Origin of the sequence: Pseudomonas guineae (assembly GCF_900113745.1) — a bacterium.
Taxonomy (GTDB): Bacteria; Pseudomonadota; Gammaproteobacteria; order Pseudomonadales; family Pseudomonadaceae; genus Aquipseudomonas; species Aquipseudomonas guineae.
On the sequence record NZ_FOQL01000002.1, the window covers coordinates 302499 to 321437 of the forward strand.

Below are 18939 nucleotides of genomic sequence, written 5' to 3' on the forward strand. Positions count from 1 at the left end.
ATCAGCCTGTTATTGGTTAGCCAAATGATGAGTACGCCATGAGCAGTGATCTCGATTTTCTTGAGCACGCCATCCGCCTCGCCGAAGCCAACGTGGCGCAAGGCGGCCGACCGTTTGGCGCAGTATTAGTCCGCGAAGGCCAGCGGCTGACCGAAGCCAGTAACCAGATGCACATCGGCTTTGATCCCACGGCGCATGCCGAGTTGTTGTGTATCCGTCAGGCCAGTCAGCTGTTGGCCAGTAACCGTCTCGAGGGCTGCGTGATTTATGCCAGCGGCCAGCCGTGCCCTATGTGCCTGAGTGCCATCCATTTGTGTGGCATCAGCCGGGTGGTGTTTGCCGCTACTAATGCCGAGGGCGAGCCTTTTGGTCTGTCCACTGCCGCGGTTTACCAGCAACTGAGCTTGCCGTTGGCGCAGCAGAGTCTGCGCATCGAACATGCCGCACACAGCGCCATGACTCCACTTTATCAACGCTGGTATGCCCAGCATGCTTAGTCACCTCTCGCGCAATGCTGGTCCAGGCCTGCGCACCTGCGCCTGGGTCGGCGTTTTGGTGATCCTGGCGCTTAACCTAAGGCCGAGCCTGACCTCCGTCAGTCCGTTGCTGAATGACATCCGCAGCAGTGTCGGCATGGGTTTTCAGATGGCCGGCCTGCTTACCACCTTGCCGGTGGTGTGCATGGGCCTGGTGGCGTTGCTCAGTGCCCAGGTCGAGTCACGCTTAGGCGAGGGCCGAGGTATTGCCCTCGGTTTGCTATGCATTTTGCTGGCCTGTGCGGTTCGCGGGCTAATCGATCATAGCCTGCTGCTGGTGTGCTCGGCCTTGTTGGGTGGCTTGGGTATTGCCCTGATTCAGGTGCTGGTACCGGGCTTGATCAAACGTCGGTTTGTCGGCCACGTGGCCCTGGCGATGGGCATCTATTCCGCTGCACTGATGGGCGGTGGCGGCCTGGCAGCTTGGTTTAGTCCGCGATTGGCGAGTGCGTTCGGTGATTGGCATGTGGGCTTGGCGGTCTGGGCTTTGCCGGCCGTACTGGCGTTACTACTATGGCTGCAGACACCTTGGCGCGCCGCGCAAGCACTGTCGGCCGATCAGCGACTCAGCCGGTTTATTCGCAATAAACGCGCCTGGACGCTGGCGTTGTATTTCGGCTTCAGCAACTGCGGCTATATGGCTGTCGTAGCCTGGCTACCGGCCTACTACCAGCACTTGGGCTGGAGCAGCCAGAACAGTGGCGCGCTGCTGGCATGGATGACGCTGTTTCAGGTGCTGGCCGCGTTAGGCATGCCGGCGCTAGCCCAGCGTATGCGTGAGCGCCGTGGTTTGCTGAGCGTTAGCCTGTTGTCGCAGTTGTTGGGTTTTTCCGGTTTGTTACTCGCACCACAACAGGCCGCGCTGGTTTGGATGGCGCTGATTGGTTTCGGTCTGGGCGCTTGTTTTGCCCTGAGCCTGATCCTTAGCTTGGATCACTTGCAAGCGCCTCAAGCAGCCGGTCAATTGGCGGCATTTGTGCAAGGCTTTGGCTTTTTGATCAATGCCTTAGCCCCTGCCGTCGGCGGCTTGCTGCGCGAGTTAACCGGTAGCTTTGCCGCGACCTGGCTGTTGATGGTGGTTTGCATCACATTGATGTTGGCACTGACGCAACGCTTTAGCCCAGCCAGTTACTGGCGGATTAACACTAACGCTCAGCAGCCACCCAGTACAGCCGCTTGCGGGTAAGCGGCTGACGAGTAGGTGGGTTCAGTTGCTTTTATTGCGGTTAACCGTTTGTGCGGCCTTCATTACGTCTGCGCCGATCACCCCTTCGAACTGCTGCCATACGGGTTGCATGGCGTTGCGCCAAGCGTTGCGTTGTTCATCGTTGAGGGCGATCACCTGGGTGCCGGCGGCAGCGGCGATGCGCTCGCGGTCGGCTTGGTTGGCCGCTTCGGCCTGGCGGTTCACCTCAAAGGTTACCTCGTCGATGATCCCTTCTAGTTGCATACGGATCTGGTGCGGGATGGCATACCAAAAACGCGGATTGCTCACCAGCATGTAGTCGAGCACGCCGTGGTTGGTTTCGGTGATAAACGGCTGCACGCTATGCAGTTGTTTGCTGTAGATGTTTGACCAGGGGTTTTCTGCACCCTGCACCTTGCCGCTTTTCAGCGCATCAAACACGTCGGCAAAAGGCAGCACCAGCGGAGTTGCGCCAAGGCTGTTGAATTGCGCCTCGAGCACAGTGGAAGGCTGGATGCGGAATTTCAAACCGGCAGCATCGCTCGGCACCCGCAGCGCTTTGGTTGCAGATAATTGCTTCATGCCGTTGTGCCAATAGGCCAGGCCGACGATGTTGTGGTCTTCCATAGACCGCAGTAGCTGGCGGCCTTTGGCGCGTTTCTGAAAGCGATTGACGGCGGCTAGATCATCGAACAAGAAGGGCAGGTCGAAGACTTGTAATTGCTTGGTGTATTTCTCGAACTTGGCCAGCGACGGTGCCAGCAGTTGCACCTCGTTATTGCTCAGCGCTTCGAGTTCGTTGGCATCCCCATAAAGTGTGGAATTCGGATAAATCTCGACTTTTACCTTATCGCCCAGGCGCTCTTCGGTGAGTTTTTTGAACAGCAATGCACCTTGGCCCTTTGGCGTGCTATCTGCCACCACGTGGGCAAACTTGATCACGATTGTTCCCTTATCGCTGGCCGCTTGAACCGTGGCAGACGCCAGCAGTAGGCTGCCAGCGGCGATAGCGCAGATCGACTTAAACATAACGATGTCCCTGTTTTTCTTATGTGGTTGTGGTGACGGCTTGTCGATGCTGTTCAGCAATCTGACGCGTAACGGCGGTCACTGCATTGCGTGAGCAATGCCAGGGTTGTATCGCAATGCTTATGCCAGAGCGGTAGAGGTGCTAGAGGGCTTGAGAGCGCGGAAAACGCATGAACGATCGCACAGTGCTTGGCGAGAAATCGCCATTTTGGCGCGGAGATAAGCAGAAATCCGCTTATTTAAAGGGCGCTTACCCGAGGGAGCGCCCGTGCCTATCGTTAGCGACGAATACCGCGCCAGGCCGTGAAGAGGCACAAGGTCAGTAGCAGAACGACGCTGAGCAGGGTCCAGGCGGTGAATGTTAGACCGAAAATACTGTAGTCGTTCTGCCCGCAGACACCGGCGCTCATAAACACGCTGGGCAGCCATTCATGAAGCGGAAGGTAGAAGGCATAAAAGGGGAAGGGGGAACAGCTGGAGCTTTCCAATACGCCAGTCTCGATCAACAGCAAATGCGTGTTGTCATAGACCGCCATGCCGCTTGCCGCCAGCAGCAACGGCCATAACGTAAGGCTCAGCCAGCGCAGGTCGAGGGCTTCCAGCGCCAGGATCAGCAGGCTGATAACGCCGCCACACAGCAGCCACAGACGGATTTGGATACACAGGGTGCAGGGCTCCCAACCGGACAGATGCTGCAACAGCAATGCACCGCCGAGCATGGCGAAACAGGCGAGAGCGATCAGGGCGAGCAGGGGCTTGAGTGATGTAACGCGGGGCATCTGAATCTCCGAAAGGCATGGCGCGTTGGCCAGGCAGATACTGTGCCGTCAGGCGCAGGCTTAAGTTGCAACCCTGGACGATCTATCCAGGTAGAGCGCCAACAGCTTAAGGATGATCGCCAGTGAATAGGCAAACAAGTCCAGATTGATCCGCAGTCATTTTCCTCGAGTCATCGACGCCATCATCGAACCGAGTCAGCGCTTAAGCAGCGATGACTCGAGCTGGTTAAAACACTGGACGATGCGCTCATGGCTGACATCGGTAAAGGTCTTTTGCGTCAGGCTCACCAGCACGCTGGGTTTTACTCGGCCAGAGCCTAATTGGCGGTTCATGTAGGCCAGCACATCGTCGTCGCTGACGTTGTTGGTGGGCGATTGCGGCATGGGCTAAGGACCTTTTTCGGTGAAATAGAGCGTCGCTGACGTTGGTGATTTAAGGTGCTGGACTGCAAGCTATTCGACTGCGCGTGAGACACATCTTATTGCTGTTTTGCAGCTACGGCGTTAGCAATCTGGGACCATACTCAATGGTGCCTATAACGCTCATACCGAAATGCTATTGGCTCGTTTACGACCTAACTACCAAGCTATGTGCATACGGTAGGTGAATACAACAGGAGTGAATCATGTCAAACGAAGCGAAGTGCCCATTTTCTAGTGGCGCGGGTAAAAATAGCGTGTCTGGCGGCGCACCGAAGAACGCCGATTGGTGGCCGAACCAGCTCAACCTGAAAATCTTGCAGCAGCACTCTTCAAAGTCTGACCCTATGGGTGTTGGCTTCAACTACGCCGATGAATTTAAGAGCCTTGATTTGGATGCTGTAATCAAGGATTTGCACGCGTTTATGACCGACTCCCAAGACTGGTGGCCAGCAGATTGGGGCCACTACGGCGGTCTGATGATCCGTATGGCATGGCACGCAGCAGGTACCTATCGCATTCAAGACGGTCGCGGTGGTGCAGGCAGTGGTAATCAGCGTTTTGCGCCAATCAACAGCTGGCCAGATAACGGCAACCTCGACAAAGCGCGTCGCCTGCTCTGGCCAATCAAGCAGAAGTACGGCAGCAAGCTGTCGTGGGCTGACCTGTTTGTGCTCACCGGTAACGTCGCGTTGGAATCGATGGGCTTCAAAACATTCGGTTTTGCCGGCGGCCGTCCAGACATCTGGGAGCCGGAAGAAGACACCTACTGGGGCTCCGAGAAGGAATGGCTGGCCACCAGCGACAAACCCAACAGCCGTTACTCCGGTGAGCGCGATCTGGAGAACCCACTGGCCGCCGTGCAGATGGGCTTGATTTACGTCAACCCAGAAGGTCCGGACGGCAACCCTGACCCACTGGGTTCGGGCCGCGATGTGCGCGAAACCTTCGCCCGTATGGCCATGAATGATGAAGAAACCGTGGCTCTGGTCGCCGGCGGCCACACCTTTGGTAAAGCCCATGGTGCCGGTGATCCAACCTTGGTTGGCGCTGAGCCAGAAGCGGCCGGCATCGAAGAGCAAGGCCTAGGCTGGATTAACAAGTTCGCCAGCGGCAAAGGCGTACACACCACCACCAGCGGTATCGAAGGTGCATGGAAGCCTAACCCCACTACGTGGGACAACGGTTATTTCGACATGCTGTTCGGATACGAGTGGGCGCTTACCAAGAGCCCAGCCGGTGCGCACCAGTGGACGCCTATCGACTGCAAGCCCGAGCACCTGATTCCCGATGCCCATGACCCGGCGTTGAAGCACCCACCGATGATGACTACCGCTGATATCTCGCTGCGTATGGATCCGGTCTACGAGAAAATCTCGCGCCACTTCCATCAGAATCCAGAGGCGTTTGCTGATGCGTTCGCCCGTGCTTGGTTCAAGCTGACTCACCGTGACATGGGCCCGCGTTCGCGTTACCTCGGCCCCCTGGTGCCGGCAGAAGAGCTGATTTGGCAAGATCCGGTTCCGGCTGTCGAGCATGCGCTGGTTGATGCTCAAGATATCGCTGGCCTAAAAGCCAACGTGTTAGCCAGCGGCCTGTCGATTGCGCAACTGGTTAATACTGCCTGGGCCTCGGCTTCGACCTTCCGCGGTAGCGACAAACGTGGTGGTGCCAACGGTGCGCGTATTCGCCTTGCTCCGCAGAAGGATTGGGAAGTCAACCAACCCGCTGAGCTGGCCAAGGTGCTGGCTAAGCTGGAAGCCATTCAAAAGGACTTCAATGCAGCTGCAACGGGTGGTAAGCAAATCTCCCTCGCAGACCTGATCGTCCTCGCTGGTGCAGCGGCGGTTGAAGCGGCGGCGAAAAAGGGCGGAGTTGATGTTGTCGTGCCGTTCGCGCCAGGCCGTACCGACGCCAGCCAAGAGCAGACCGATGTGGACTCCTTCGAAGCGTTGGAGCCTAAGGCCGATGGTTTCCGCAACTATGCCCAAAAGGGTTATGAAAGCGTCGCGGCCGAGATATTGATCGACAAGGCACAACTACTGGAACTGACGTCGCCAGAGATGACCGTGCTGGTCGGTGGCATGCGTGCCCTGAATGCCAACGTCGGTCAAGCTCAGCATGGTGTGTTCACCAAGCGCCAGGAAACCCTGAGTAACGACTTCTTCGCTAACTTGCTCGATATGGGCACCAAGTGGCAAACGACCGCAACCGCAGGCGTACTCGAAGGCCGTGATCGTAATAGCGGCGACTTGAAGTGGACCGGTACCCAGGTGGATCTGGTGTTTGGCTCCAACTCGCAGTTGCGCGCGTTGGCCGAGGTCTATGCCGCACGCGACGCCCAGGCGAAGTTCGTCCACGCGTTCATCGCGGCTTGGGATAAGGTGATGAACTTGGATCGCTTTGATCTGGCTTAATCATCACGCCTAACCCCGTACGGGGGTAAAACCAAAGCCGCAGCCTGATTAAGGGTTTTCCCTGATCAGACTGCGGCTTTTTTGTGCGCGCAACTAGTGCTTCGCGGTGTTGTGGCTTTTATCTCGTGCGATACCACGCCGCTCAATCAGGTGGGCAGTGAACTTGATTTCGACCATTGTTCTTGGCTTGGTAGAGCTGTTTATCCGCTAAGGCAATCAGCTCCGTCGGCTCGCTGCCGATCCTGGGCATTAGGCTCGCGATACCGATAGAGAGCGTGAGCTGCTCACTCACTGCGGATGCAGGGTGAGCGATAGCGAGTTGACTGATGCTGTGCTGGATTTTTTTGGCCAATGTCAGCGCGCCTTGCAGGTGGGTATCCGGCAAAATGCAGACGAACTCTTCGCCGCCAAAGCGCGCGGCCATGTCATAAGGGCGGTTGACCGATTGCGCGATAGTTTCGGCCACCTGACGTAAACACTGATCACCCAACAGGTGACCGAAGTGATCGTTATAGCGCTTGAAGTAGTCGATATCGATCATCATCAAGGACAGCGTCCCACCTTCACGGCAGGCTTGGTTCCAAGCTTGCGTAAGGCGTACATCAAAGGCCCGGCGGTTTGGAATACCAGTCAGACCATCCAGGCTGGCCAGGCCCTTGAGATAGTCATTTTGAAGCTTAAGGGTTAGATGGGTTTTGACCCGCGCCCTGACGATGGCTGAATTCAGCGGCTTACTGATGTAATCAACGGCACCGAGTTCCAACCCCAAGGCCTCATCGTTTTCTTCGCTCTTGGCGGTGATGAAGATAACCGGGATGGCGGCCGTAGTCGAGTCACTCTTCAGGCGACGACAGACTTCAAGTCCATCCATGCCCTCCATCATGATGTCGAGCAGAATCAGGTCGGGCTGCAAGGTTTTACTGGTCGCGATGGCCTGTTCGCCATGAGTGGCCATATGCATGTCGCAATCGGCGCGAAACAGCTCATTGATAATGCGGATATTGATGGGCTGATCGTCGACCACCAGCAATTTAGGGCGCCCCTGGTAATGCTCTATCCAGAAACTCATATCAATCCTCTTGAGCAAGCTTAAGAAGCTCATCACCCAGCACGCTCGCGCTGGGGAAATCTAAGCAGTCGACCGCTTGGCAAAACTGGGCAAAGTGGCTTTGCCACTGCCGAGGGATGTCATGTACCAGGGCTTCGGTCTGCTCAATTGCTTGCAAGTTACCGGCCGCGAGCAGTTTGAGGATGTTGCGCAACGCCTCCTGCCATAGGGCAGTGGGCTTTCGCAGAGCAGCGCTCGGTTCGGTTTGCTCTGGGCCGAGAAACGCCAGGTGAAGTTCAACAAGGCTCTGTTTGAGCACCTCAGTTAACTCATCCCGCCAGCCACGGCGCGCCAGAAATTCGCTTGCAGATGCTGAAGTGAGTCCCTGAATTTTCTGCTCAGCCTCAGCTGCTTTTTCTGCTAGTTGCTGTGCCCCCATAGTCCCAGCGCTGCCTTTGAGCATGTGCAGCTGAGCCAATACAGCCTTTACGTCGCCCTGGGTTGCATGCGAATTAAGTAACTGCAGCTGCTTGTGCATTTCCGGTTCGAAGTTGCTGAGCATGCGCCGCAGCAGTTTAAGATTGCCGCCAAAGCGGCGCAGTACGGCCTCGCTGTTCTCGGTGACCGCACCTGAGGATTGATTAATCGTAGGATTTTCTGGCACAACTCTTCCCGACCAGTGCAGCAGGGCGGCTACCAGTTTCTCTAGATCGATGGGTTTGCCGATGTGATCGCTCATGCCGGCTGAAAGACAGACTGCACGATCCGCAGGCGATGCATTGGCCGTCATGGCGATGATGGGTAAGTCAACAAAACGGGGGTCTTGACGAATCAGCCGTGTGGCTTCAAGTCCGTCGATACCGGGCATTTGGATATCCATCAACACCGCATCGAACAGTCCTGACGTACCTATAACGGTGTCTACACCCTCCTGGCCGCCTTCAGCCAGGCATACTTCTGCGCCTTCACCCATCAGCAGTTCCTGAGCCACCTGGCGGTTCAACTGATTGTCCTCAACCACTAAAAGACGAAGGCCTTCTAGGCGTTTGGAAACGTGGTAATCAGGCGTAATACGGCTCTGCGGCACCCCCCTGATAACGCGCGTGACGGTGGCGGCCAATTGTTTGGGAGTTATTGGCTTAGTTAAAAATGCGGCAAAGGGCGTATCCGCTTCCTGTTCGCTATTAGCCAAGGCTTCACGGCCATGCGCGGTCACCATCACCACAAGAGGCGGGCGCGTATCACCGGCTGAGTCACGCACAAGTCGGGCGGCGTTAAGGCCGTCAATACCCGGCATTAGCAGGTCCATCAATATTAGATCGAAGGGTTGTCCTTGGGCATTTGCTTCCCTGACTTGGGTCAGGGCCTGGTTACCGTCATGAGCCGCTTCGACAGACCAGCCGAGATCCATGCTCATTTGCACGAGCAGCTCGCGCGCCACTGCATTGTCGTCAACCACTAGAACGTGCAGCTTTTTCTCGATGACAGCGCAAGCCGCTATTAATGGGGGGTGTTCGGTAATGGCAAACTCGAGATCGAACCAAAAGCGACTGCCTACACCCACCTGACTGTCCACTTGTAGTTCACCGCCCATCAAGTTGATCAGCCGTGTGCTGATCGCCAACCCCAGGCCAGAGCCGCCGTACTGACGGCTGATGGATGCTTCTGCCTGGGAAAAACCTTCGAAAATACGCTCGAGCTGTTCATCATTGATGCCGATGCCCGTATCACTGACGGCAATGCGCACCTTAACCCGCGCGTCACTGCGTTCGAGCTGGCGCAGACTGACAATGACGTTACCCTCAGCGGTGAATTTGAGGGCGTTACCCGCCAGGTTAATCAGGATCTGTTGCAGCCGTTGACTGTCACCAATTAAGACTTCCGGCAGCGCTGAATCGAGGTCAAACATCACCTCAACGTTTTTCTGCCCATGGTTACCGCCTAGCACCACCGCCAGATCACACATCAAGGGTTCCAGTTGAATCGGGTGCAGGTCAAGTTGCAGCTTGCCCGCTTCGATTTTGGAGTAGTCAAGAATGTCGTTGAGTAGGCCCAGCAAAGACTGGGATGCGCCATAGGCTTTCTGTATGTAATCGAGCTGACGCTGACTGAGTTCGGTTCCCTGCACCAAATGCAACATGCCCAGCACCGCATTTAATGGCGTGCGAATCTCGTGGCTCATATTGGCAAGAAAGGCACTCTTGGCCGCGCTAGCGGTGTCAGCTTGTTCTTTGGCTAACCGTAGTGATGTTTCCAACTCGTGCTGGAGTGTGATGTCGCGATTGACGCCGGTGACCTTGATTGGTTTACCGCTGTTATCCGTTTCTATTCGTGCTCCAGCTTGAATTGTGCGGGTGGTGCCATCAGGCCGAATAATACGAAAGATCGGATCGAAAATTCCGCTACCAGCTATAGCGGCTTCAAGTTTTGCAACCGCCATCGCCGCATCTTCGGGGTGTACCCGCGAAAGCCAGTGCTCATAGGTAAGACCTGTTTCGCGCAGCGAGAGTGGCTGCTGAAACAGCTCGTACATACGCTCATTCCACTTCACGCTGTTATCGGTCAGGGTCAATGACCAAATCCCTAACTCTGCTGCGTCAGCCGCCATTAAGAGTTGGTCGCGGGCGGTCAGGAGTTCCTTGCGCAGCAGCATTTGTTGGCTGAGGTCGGTGATCACACAGACCAGCAGCTGCTTACCGGCATGCATTGAGCCGACAGAGAGTTGCACCGGGAACTCAGACCCATCCGCTCGCCGCCCAATCAGCTCTGCTGACACCTTGGTATGGTCACGCTCTCCAGCTGTGGCATGCGCAATCAGTTCGTGCAAGCGTTCCCGCGAAGCAGGGCTGAGCAGGTCGGGCAAGAAGTACTCATTTGAATTGGCATTCAGACCGAATGCCAATTCGGCTGCAGGATTGAGGGTATGAGTTCGCCCAGATGCATCCAAGGTCACTACAGGGTTGGGTGCAGTGTCCAAAACCGCTCGGGTAATCTCTAGGCTGGCCTCCAGTTCAGCTTCTGCCGCTTTACGCTGGGTCACATCAATGCCGATACCGAGGTAGCCAACCAACTCGCCGTCAATACCGTGCATGGTGGTTACCATCAAGGTCACGGTGAGGGGGGAGCCGTTCTTGCGCACATAACTCCATTCGCGAACTTCAGCGCCTTCTAGTTCAGCAACGTGGACAAAGACCCGGAAGCCCTCAATGGCTTGGCCATAGTGCTGACTGAGCGCCGTGCTGCGCTGCTGTACTTCCTCGGGCAGATGAATAAGGGCGGGGGTTTGTAAGCCGATCATTTCTTCTGCGCTATAGCCCAGGAGACGTTCTGCGCCATGGTTGAACAGGGTGATCAGGCCTTGAGTGTCGGTGGCAATCATCGACACTTCGGAGGCCGAGTCCAGCACGGTATTGAGTAAGGTGTTGAGCTCATTGAGTTCGCGGGTTCGCGCCACTACCTGTTTTTCCAAGCTGGCGTTAAGCCCCTTGATTTCCGACTCCGCAGCTTTCTGTTGGGTGATGTCGCGGACTGTTTTGGAAATGCCAATGATCCGGTGCTGCTCATCGAAAATGGGTGCAATAGTCGCTGACACCTCGACCAGGCTGCCATTCTTGCGGCGGCGATAGGTTTCATAGTGCTCAATCGACTCGCCGGCATTAATGCGCTTTAGGATATTAATTTCTTCGCTTACAAGCTCCTCCGGTACGACAAGCTCAAGCAGACTTTTACCCACGGCTTCGTCACTGCTGAAACCGAAAATATGTTCAGCGCCCTTGTTCCAACTGGTGACAATGCCTTCGAGCGATTTACCGATGATGCCGTCGCGTGAGCTTTCGACGATGGCCGCTTGTTTAGCTTGTTCGGCAATAACCTGACGTCGGTGCTGACGATTGGCGCCGAAAACAGCGTTTAATGCGGCCAACAACACGCTGAGCAGAACCCCGAAAGCAAGCACCCATTGCGGAGAAGTTTGGTATAGACCTTGGATAAACGAGGGGTGGGCAATCAGGCTGACTTCCCAGCGACGCCCAAAAACCTCCCTAATTGACGTGCTATTGATGCGATCAGTCAATTGGTTTTCTTGCAGATTGTTTTCGTAAAACAGCACGGGATTTTCAGGGTCGGTTACATCGCGCAAACGCAGGTCAACATTTTTAGTGCTGAGCGGTAAACCACTGAGAACTTGCTCAGTGATCAGCGCGGCATAACTCCAGCCGAAGCCTTGTTCCAGCCGTTTTTCTTCAGTTTCAGGGGTGGCATTGGTACGGTAAATCGGCAGAAGAATGAGGAAAGATTGCAACGGCTTGCCAGAAGCTTGCACCAGCGTGATAGGCCCCGACAGTTGAACGGTGCCGGTTCGTAACGCATTAAACGCAGCGTCACGACGGTTCTTTTCTGAGGCAATATCCAGGCCGATAGCTGAGAGGTTGCGCGCCTGAGGTTCAATGTATTGGATTACATAGCGCTCACCAGCATGGGGCGCTAGTTGACGAATATTGAAGTCGGCTTTGTCGTCGCTGCGTGCTTGCTGGATAAACGCGGGTTCATCATGCGGCAACACTCTGCGCACAAAGCCAAAGCCCAGTGCACCTGGGAACTCCTGATCTATGTCACGGGTCTGGCTGTAATTGGAAAAAAGCTGACGACTGATGTCATGTTCGCCAAGGGTCACAACCGCCCCTCGTGCTCCACGCAAGCCATATTGATAGAGTCGCATACGCCTAAACACAGCATCGGCTTTCTCTTCGGTTACTTGCTGTAAGGCCGCCTGAGCATGACGTTCATTGCTGTTTTGCAGCCAGTTTGCAGTCAGTATGCTCAGCGCCAGACCGACAGCGAGGGGCACAAGTACACTCAATAAGGCTGCATGGCGGGAGCTGATTTTCTTCAAGGAAAGCATGCCTTTGTTATTGGGCGTTATGGTTCTCAGTCACGCTGGGCAATATTAACGCTGATGTTTGCAGGTATTCGCACAGCGCCTGAAATGGCATCGGTTTGCAGTAGAGGAAACCCTGCATGATGCAGCAGCCGAGGGCCAGGAGTTTGTCTGACTGCTCCTGCAGTTCGACCCCCTCAGCAATCAATGCTAGGCCTAGCGCTAGGCCCATATTTACAATGGCCTCGATAATTGCGGCGTCACTGCTATCGGCCAGCATGTCGCGGACAAAACTCTGGTCAATCTTCAGCACATCAATAGGCAAGCTCTTCAAGTAGGTCAGGCTGGAGTAGCCGATACCGAAGTCATCGATAGCAATATGAACGCCCATAGCCTTGAGTTCGTTGAGTACGTTACTGGCCGTCTTAATGTCGTGGGCCAGCACGCTCTCGGTAATTTCCAGCTCAAGCATTGAGGGGGGAAGGGCGCTTTGTTCCAAGGCATTTTTGACCATGCTCAGAAAGGCCTCTTCGCGGAATTGGATCGCCGAGATATTCACGCTAACGGGCACGTTTAAGCCCAAATTCATCAGGCACTTAGCGTCTTTACACGCCTGCATCAGGACGAAGCGGCCTATCGGTATGATCAGCCCGGTTTCCTCCGCAAGGGGGATGAACTCTGCTGGCGAGACCAGCGTGGCATCAGGTTTACGCCAGCGAACCAACGCCTCCATGCCGCAGATACTCTGATTACGCGCATCGTATTTGGCTTGATAAAAGACTTCGAACACCCCTTGCTCCAAAGCCCTGCGCATATGGCCTTCGAGCAGGTGGCGTGCTCGCGATATGTTCTCAAGGCCCTGAGAGAAAAAGCGGTAACGGTTACGTCCGAGCTTTTTCGCTTGATACATGGCGGTATCAGCATGGCGGTAGAGCGAGGCAAAGTCTTGGCTGTCATCCGGGAATACACTGACGCCGCCACTGGCAGTGATGTCGTAGCGCTTGTCATCGATGTACATCGGGCTGGCGATGACTTCCAGAACTCGCTCCACGAAGTCGCTGATGGCATCCAGGCGGGTCACCTCGGACAGCAGCATTACGAACTCGTCGCCGCCGCGCCGGCTTACCGTATCGACCCCGCGTGAAAACTGAGTTAGGCGGCGAGCAACCTCTGACAGCACCGCGTCACCGATCGCATGATCGACCGAGTCATTAATGCTTTTGAAGTTGTCTAGGTCCAACATCAGTAAGACCACTTTGCTCTGGTCTCGCTGCGCTTTGTGTAAGGCTTGCTCGGTACGATCTTGCAATAGACTGCGGTTCGGTAGCCCGGTCAACTCATCGTAATAGGCCAGGCGCTTGGCCGCTTTGCGCAGATTTAAGTGGGCGCGAACGCGTACCTGAACAACCGGGATGTTCAGTGGCTTCTCAATGAAGTCGATGCCGCCGAGCTCCAGTGCCTTGATTTCATATTCTGTCTGAGTTTGTGCGGTGACAAACAGAATGGCGGCGTCACACAGTCTGGGGTCAGCCTTTATCGCCCGGCAAAGTTGGAAACCGTCCATACCGGGCATTTGGATGTCGAGCAAGATCAGATCGGGGCGGCAGCGTCTTGCAACCTCAAGGGCCATATGGCCATTGCTGGCGATATGGATATCTGCCATGCCCTGCACTGCCTGACTAAGCACCAGCAGATCGCTTGGCTGATCGTCGACAATCAAGACAGTGGGCAGGGCTGTGTGCGTTTCCTCAACCATATTACAGAACTCCAGAGGATCCTTTTCTGCCAGAGAGGCTAGTCGATGAGTAAGGGCCAGATGATTCCGGCACGTCTCGATCCCATGCTCTAAGCGGTTGCGCATTTATACCACCGCACTTCTCGCGCCGCAGGTAGCACAGATAAAAAACCTAGCGCATTGGCTGTTACAGCGCGGGATGAAGGTCGGCCTTTAAGCATGGCTTATCAGCTACCGATGGTCAGTCTTGCGTGGGGATCAATGGCGGGTCAACGCTTGAACCGGTGATAGGTTTTAAGGCGCTCAGCGCCGCTCACCCATCTGGGCGATAGCCCTGCACTTGGCGGTTCCTTAGAGTTGATGCTGCGCCGGACGCAGTTTGCCGGCGTGCCAACAATAAAAATAAGGAGGCACCCATGCGTCGTGTTATCACCACTGCTCTCGCTGCTGCTGCACTGGTCGGTGCAGTCGAAGCCCAGGCCGCTGGCTACACCCAGACCAAATACCCGATCGTACTGGTGCATGGGGTGACCGGTTTCGACACCATCGGCGGTCTGATTAACTATTTTCATACCATTCCCTGGAACCTCGAACGCGATGGCGCCAAGGTTTATGTGGCCAGCGTTTCGGCGCTCAATGACAGTGAGCAGCGCGGCGCGGCGCTGGCTCAGCAGATTGTGCCCTGGGCTGGTGCCAATGGCGGCAAGGTCAACCTGATTGGCCACAGCCAGGGTTCGCCAACTTCGCGCGTAGCTGCGTCACTGCGCCCAGATCTGGTGGCTTCGGTTACCTCGGTCAACGGCGTCAATAAAGGTTCTAAAGTAGCCGACGTATTACGCGGGATAATCCCAGCAAACAGCGCTATTGAAGGCGGCGCCAATGGGCTGGCCAATGCTATTGGCGGAGTGATCAACTTACTGTCGGGTAGTAATAACTCACAGGATGGCTTGGCCGCGCTGAAAACGCTGACCACCGCTGGTACTGCCGACCTGAACAGCCGTCATCCGTGGGGTGTGAACAACAGCAGCTACTGCGCCAAATCCACCGAAGTGCATAACGTGCGCGGCTACAACATTCGTTACTTTTCCTGGACCGGTAATACCGCCTACACCAACGTCTTCGATGCGGTCGATCCGTTCCTGGCAATCACAGGTTTGGCCTTTGGTAGCGAGAAAAACGATGGCTTGGTCGGTGTTTGCTCCTCTTATCTCGGTCAGGTGATCGGTGATGGCTACAACATGAACCACGTGGATGCGATCAACCATCTTTTTGGTATCCGTGGCTGGACCGAGCCGGTTTCGTTGTATCGCCAGCACGCCAATCGCCTGAAAAACAAAGGCGTCTGACCTTCCTGCCAGTGGGCTGCGTTCTGTAGCCCGCATTCTGGAGGCCCCATGGCCCTATCGTTGCGCTCAACTATTCCCCTCTTGGTACTGGCCGGCAGCGTTGCCGGTCTTACGCTTTATTGGCAGTGGCCCGCTGCTGCGTTACCCGTAACATCTGCCGCGCCGATTGCTGTAACAGCTCCTGCCTCCGCTGCACCTAGCCCTTTGTTGCCCGCCATAAAGCTAAGCATTGCACCCGTTCGCGTGCCTGCGAGCTTGCCGGGTTTACAGGGCACCGAAGTGGACGGCGAACTCAGAGCAGACAGCGCCGGTAATCTGCAGCTGAGCCTGGCGTTGCGTGATTATTTGGATTACTTCCTCAGCGCCGCTGATCAGGCCGGGTTGGAGGTTGTGGTGGAAACCATGCTGGCCGATGCGCGCGGACGCTTGCCAGAGCCGGCGTTGGGTCAGTTCATTGGCCTGCTGGGTGACTACATGGATTACAAGCGCGCCAGCCTGGCGCTGCTGCAGCAACCCCTGAGCACCGCTCAGCAAAGCTCACCCGATGGCCAGCTGATCACTCTCCAGCGAGCCTTCGAGCAGCTCGCGCAGTTGCGTCGGACGCACTTCTCCAGCGCGGCGGCCGAAGCCTTGTTTGGCGCTGAAGAAGCGTATGGCCGTTACACCCTCGAAAATCTGGCTCTGATGGCCCGTGATGACTTGAGCGAGCAAGGCAAGGCGTTGGCTCAAGAACGGTTACGCGCTCAGCTGCCCGAGGTGATGCGCGCCAGCGAGGCGCGCCAAACTCAGGCGCAAGCCCTGCAAATACAAAGTGAGAAGCTCTGGCATGAGGGCGCCACTGAAGAGCAGGTGCGTCAACTCCTTGCCTTGACCTATGATCCGCCCACGGTCGAGCGCTTGCTGAGCGAGCAGCGCAACGAGCGCGTCTGGCAACAACGTTATGCCACTTACCTACAGGAGCTTGCAGGCTTGCAGGGCGATGGCCTTAGTGCTGCGGATCAGCAGCGTGAGCAGCAACGTTTGCGTCAGCGTTTATTCAGCGCAGAAGATCAGCACAGGGTGGAAACCTATGACGCCATTGCCGCCAAACAGCAGGACAATTCGCTTTCTGGGTTGTAGCGCCGGAATTCGACGATGACCCTCGACCAGCAGGAGTCGTTGCTGCTCATGCAGCAGCGCCGAGGTTATCGCGGCCTGCGCTTTAGCGATGTACTAGAAGATGAGTTTGTTGAGCACCGGGTGCAGCGTATTCGTCGCCGCCTGCTGTTGATCATCAGTACCGCCGTGATCTTTCAGCTGGTCTACACCACTCTAGACCTGCTGCTGTTTGACCCGGCTATCAGCCTTGTCTTGTTGCCAGTGCGAGTGTTCGGCATAGGGATTGCGCTGTTGGTTTTTTTATACTGCCGCCGGGCGCAAAGCCCGGCGCGGCGTACCTTGTGGGCTTATGTGACGGCCTACGGGCTGAATGGGGCCTGCGTTGCGCTGATCATTCACCTGTGTTGGAGCCAAGGCGTGGCCATGCCCTATGACGGGCTATTTTTGGTGTTGCTATTTGGCTATGTGCTGCTGGGTGTGTCGTTTCGAGCTGTGAGCCTGGCCTCCTGGGGGCTATGTGGTTTTTTCCTGTTGCTGGGTTATGTCGGTACGGGCGGGAGCGTGGCGCTGGGCTATCAGGGAATGTTTTTGCTGTGCGCTAATGTGATTGGCAGTGTGGGGGCGTACTTGCAGGAGCACGGCCAACGTGGAGCCTGGCTGAATCTGCGCTTGCTTGATTTAGCGCGGCAGCGCGCTGAAGCTGACGATGCTCGCAAGCTGCGTTTGTTGGCAGCTGCTAGCCATGATCTGCGCCAACCGTTGAATGCCATGGGTCTGTATGCCCAGCATCTGCTAGAGCAAAACCAAGACCCCAGTGTGCACCGCATCAGCAGTCGTTTAGTCATTGCCGTAGAACAGCTCAGTCGGTTGTTGCAGTCGCTGTTTGATTACACCCGCTTGACCTTACCTGGCGGCGTTCAGCCAAAGCTGGAGGTGTTTGCCTTACGCCCTCTGCTCGCGCGGTTAAGCGGAGAAACTCGGGCTGAGGCAGACGCCTTGGGTATTGAGTTACACATGCAATGCCCGCAACTCTGGGTGTGCAGTGATCCGCTGTTGCTTGAACGGGTGCTGCGCAACCTGCTTAGCAATGCGTTGCGCCATGCTCAGGCACGGCATGTTTGGCTGCATGCGCATGTGGAGCAGGGTGAGGTGCAGCTTGAAGTCGGTGATGATGGCCAAGGCCTGAGTGAAGCGCAGCAGGGCCAGGTATTCGAAGAATTTCGTCAGCTGGATAACCCCGGGCGCAATGCCGAGCGCGGCCTAGGCCTGGGCTTAGCTATCGTCCAACAACTGGCACAGCTGCTGGACCATCGCCTTCAACTGCACTCAAGCCTAGGCGCGGGTGCTCGCTTCGTCTTGCAACTGCCGCAGGCTGCAGCAGGGCAATGGCAGGCGCCCGCAGCGCCGGTAAGTGTCTTGAGTGGCCGGGTGTTATTGTTGGAAGACGATGTGGCGGGACGTGAGGCCTTGGCTGGTTTGCTGCAACGCTGGGGCTGTGCGGTGTGGCCATGCGCGAACCCAGCAGAAGCCTTGCAGTGCTTGGCGCAGGCCCAGCCGCAAGTGTTGATCAGTGACTATCGATTGGCCGCGACTGAGGATGGCTTGCGCGCCATCGAGCGTTTACGTGAAGAGGCCGGGCGGATGCTGCCGGCCTTACTGATCACCGCCGACATCAGCGCAGACCTGCAGGAACGCTGCACCCGCGCCCATGTCACGTTACTTGGCAAACCCCTGCTACCGGCTCGTTTACGCCAGGCCTTGGCGGTGTTGTTGCCCGCGGCCACGCCCGTTACAACCAGCCCCGTTGCCGCGCCGCACTGACACAGGCAGTACGGGTATGCACGGCGAACTCCTGAAACAGTGATTTTAGGTGGGTTTTCACCGTATCTTCGGAAACACCAAGCTGACGGCTGATGGATTTGTTCGGCAAACCTTCGGCCAGCAACTGGAGGATTTCCAACTGGCGTGGGGTGAGCTGCGGTTTATCGTCTGCTTGCGGCGCAGGTAGGGTTTCACCGAGCAGCACGCGGGTGACGGCTTGGCGCAATAGGACGCTGTTGGCGCTTTTCGAGATAAACCCTAGCGCTCCTGCTGCCAGCGCGGCCTGGGCATCTAGGTTGGAATCGCTGGCGCTGAGAATCGCCACCGGGGTCATGCGGCCTTGTTGTTGCCAGCGCTGGAGCAACTCCAGTCCGGGCATGTCGGGCAGCCGCAAGTCCAGCAGAATCAGATCGAAGGTGGCGTGTTGCAGGTAAGCTTCGGCGGCAGCAGCGGATTCGGCGGTGCGAATTTGTAGATCTGCGCAGAGCGGGGCGAGGGCCAAACTGAGGCCATCGAGGAAGATTTGGTGGTCATCCACCAGCAACAGGCTGAGCTGTGCGGGCAGAGCAGTACAGAGTGCAGTCATGGGGCTGTCTCAGGCGGCATTTTTATTCTTGTCAGCGCCGCGCGAGTGTAACCCAAACCGCT

General features: G+C 56.4%; 13 protein-coding genes. 6 read left to right on the top strand and 7 right to left on the bottom strand.

Going from position 1 to position 18939, the window contains the following annotated elements:
• Nucleotides 1-38 precede the first annotated feature (38 nt).
• On the top strand, nucleotides 39-497 hold the full coding sequence (locus BMZ32_RS10190) for a nucleoside deaminase (RefSeq protein WP_090241862.1): 459 nt from the start codon (nucleotides 39-41) through the stop codon (nucleotides 495-497).
• Entirely contained in the window at nucleotides 490-1722 is a 1233-nt protein-coding gene (locus BMZ32_RS10195; protein ID WP_090241863.1) for a CynX/NimT family MFS transporter, read from the top strand. Before BMZ32_RS10190 ends, BMZ32_RS10195 begins: the two co-directional genes overlap by 8 nt.
• Before the next feature lie 21 nt (nucleotides 1723-1743).
• On the opposite strand, the gene BMZ32_RS10200 is transcribed toward BMZ32_RS10195, so the two are convergent.
• The 3 genes from BMZ32_RS10200 to BMZ32_RS10210 all read right to left on the bottom strand — a co-directional run bounded on the left by BMZ32_RS10200 (nucleotide 1744) and on the right by BMZ32_RS10210 (nucleotide 3914).
• Nucleotides 1744-2751: a TRAP transporter substrate-binding protein gene (locus BMZ32_RS10200; protein WP_090241864.1), complete on the bottom strand. Its 1008-nt coding sequence runs from the start codon at nucleotides 2749-2751 to the stop codon at nucleotides 1744-1746.
• A 278-nt stretch (nucleotides 2752-3029) separates the two neighbouring features.
• Nucleotides 3030-3530 (bottom strand): disulfide bond formation protein B, encoded by a 501-nt coding sequence (locus tag BMZ32_RS10205; protein WP_090241865.1) that lies wholly within the window; start codon nucleotides 3528-3530, stop codon nucleotides 3030-3032.
• A gap of 195 nt (nucleotides 3531-3725) precedes the next feature.
• On the bottom strand, nucleotides 3726-3914 hold the full coding sequence (locus BMZ32_RS10210; protein ID WP_090241866.1) for a hypothetical protein: 189 nt from the start codon (nucleotides 3912-3914) through the stop codon (nucleotides 3726-3728).
• A gap of 242 nt (nucleotides 3915-4156) precedes the next feature.
• Here BMZ32_RS10210 and katG point away from each other — a divergent pair, with 242 nt between their 5' ends.
• Entirely contained in the window at nucleotides 4157-6367 is a 2211-nt protein-coding gene (gene katG / locus BMZ32_RS10215) for a catalase/peroxidase HPI (protein WP_090241867.1), read from the top strand.
• Between the two features lie 142 nt (nucleotides 6368-6509).
• Here katG and BMZ32_RS10220 read toward each other — a convergent pair whose 3' ends face one another.
• The 3 genes from BMZ32_RS10220 to BMZ32_RS10230 all read right to left on the bottom strand — a co-directional run bounded on the left by BMZ32_RS10220 (nucleotide 6510) and on the right by BMZ32_RS10230 (nucleotide 14047).
• A complete protein-coding gene (locus tag BMZ32_RS10220) occupies nucleotides 6510-7436 on the bottom strand; it encodes a diguanylate cyclase domain-containing protein (RefSeq protein WP_090241868.1) in 927 nt (308 codons plus the stop codon).
• Between the two features lies 1 nt (nucleotide 7437).
• Entirely contained in the window at nucleotides 7438-12261 is a 4824-nt protein-coding gene (locus tag BMZ32_RS10225; RefSeq protein ID WP_167376747.1) for a PAS domain S-box protein, read from the bottom strand.
• Between the two features lie 61 nt (nucleotides 12262-12322).
• Nucleotides 12323-14047, bottom strand: coding sequence for a putative bifunctional diguanylate cyclase/phosphodiesterase (locus BMZ32_RS10230; RefSeq protein WP_090241870.1), 1725 nt, complete (start codon nucleotides 14045-14047; stop codon nucleotides 12323-12325).
• A gap of 395 nt (nucleotides 14048-14442) precedes the next feature.
• Here BMZ32_RS10230 and BMZ32_RS10235 point away from each other — a divergent pair, with 395 nt between their 5' ends.
• The 3 genes from BMZ32_RS10235 to BMZ32_RS10245 are packed head-to-tail and all read left to right on the top strand — an operon-like array spanning nucleotide 14443 to nucleotide 18291.
• Nucleotides 14443-15372, top strand: a complete 930-nt coding sequence (locus tag BMZ32_RS10235; protein ID WP_090241871.1) for an esterase/lipase family protein — start codon at nucleotides 14443-14445, stop codon at nucleotides 15370-15372.
• A gap of 48 nt (nucleotides 15373-15420) precedes the next feature.
• Entirely contained in the window at nucleotides 15421-16491 is a 1071-nt protein-coding gene (locus BMZ32_RS10240) for a lipase secretion chaperone (protein WP_090241872.1), read from the top strand.
• Nucleotides 16492-16506: 15 nt separating this feature from the next.
• Entirely contained in the window at nucleotides 16507-18291 is a 1785-nt protein-coding gene (locus BMZ32_RS10245; RefSeq protein WP_090241873.1) for a hybrid sensor histidine kinase/response regulator, read from the top strand.
• Here the strand turns inward: BMZ32_RS10245 and BMZ32_RS10250 are convergent.
• Nucleotides 18260-18877 (bottom strand): response regulator transcription factor, encoded by a 618-nt coding sequence (locus BMZ32_RS10250; protein WP_090241874.1) that lies wholly within the window; start codon nucleotides 18875-18877, stop codon nucleotides 18260-18262. The two genes, BMZ32_RS10245 and BMZ32_RS10250, sit on opposite strands and share 32 nt — an antisense overlap.
• Between the last annotated feature and the right edge of the window lie 62 nt (nucleotides 18878-18939).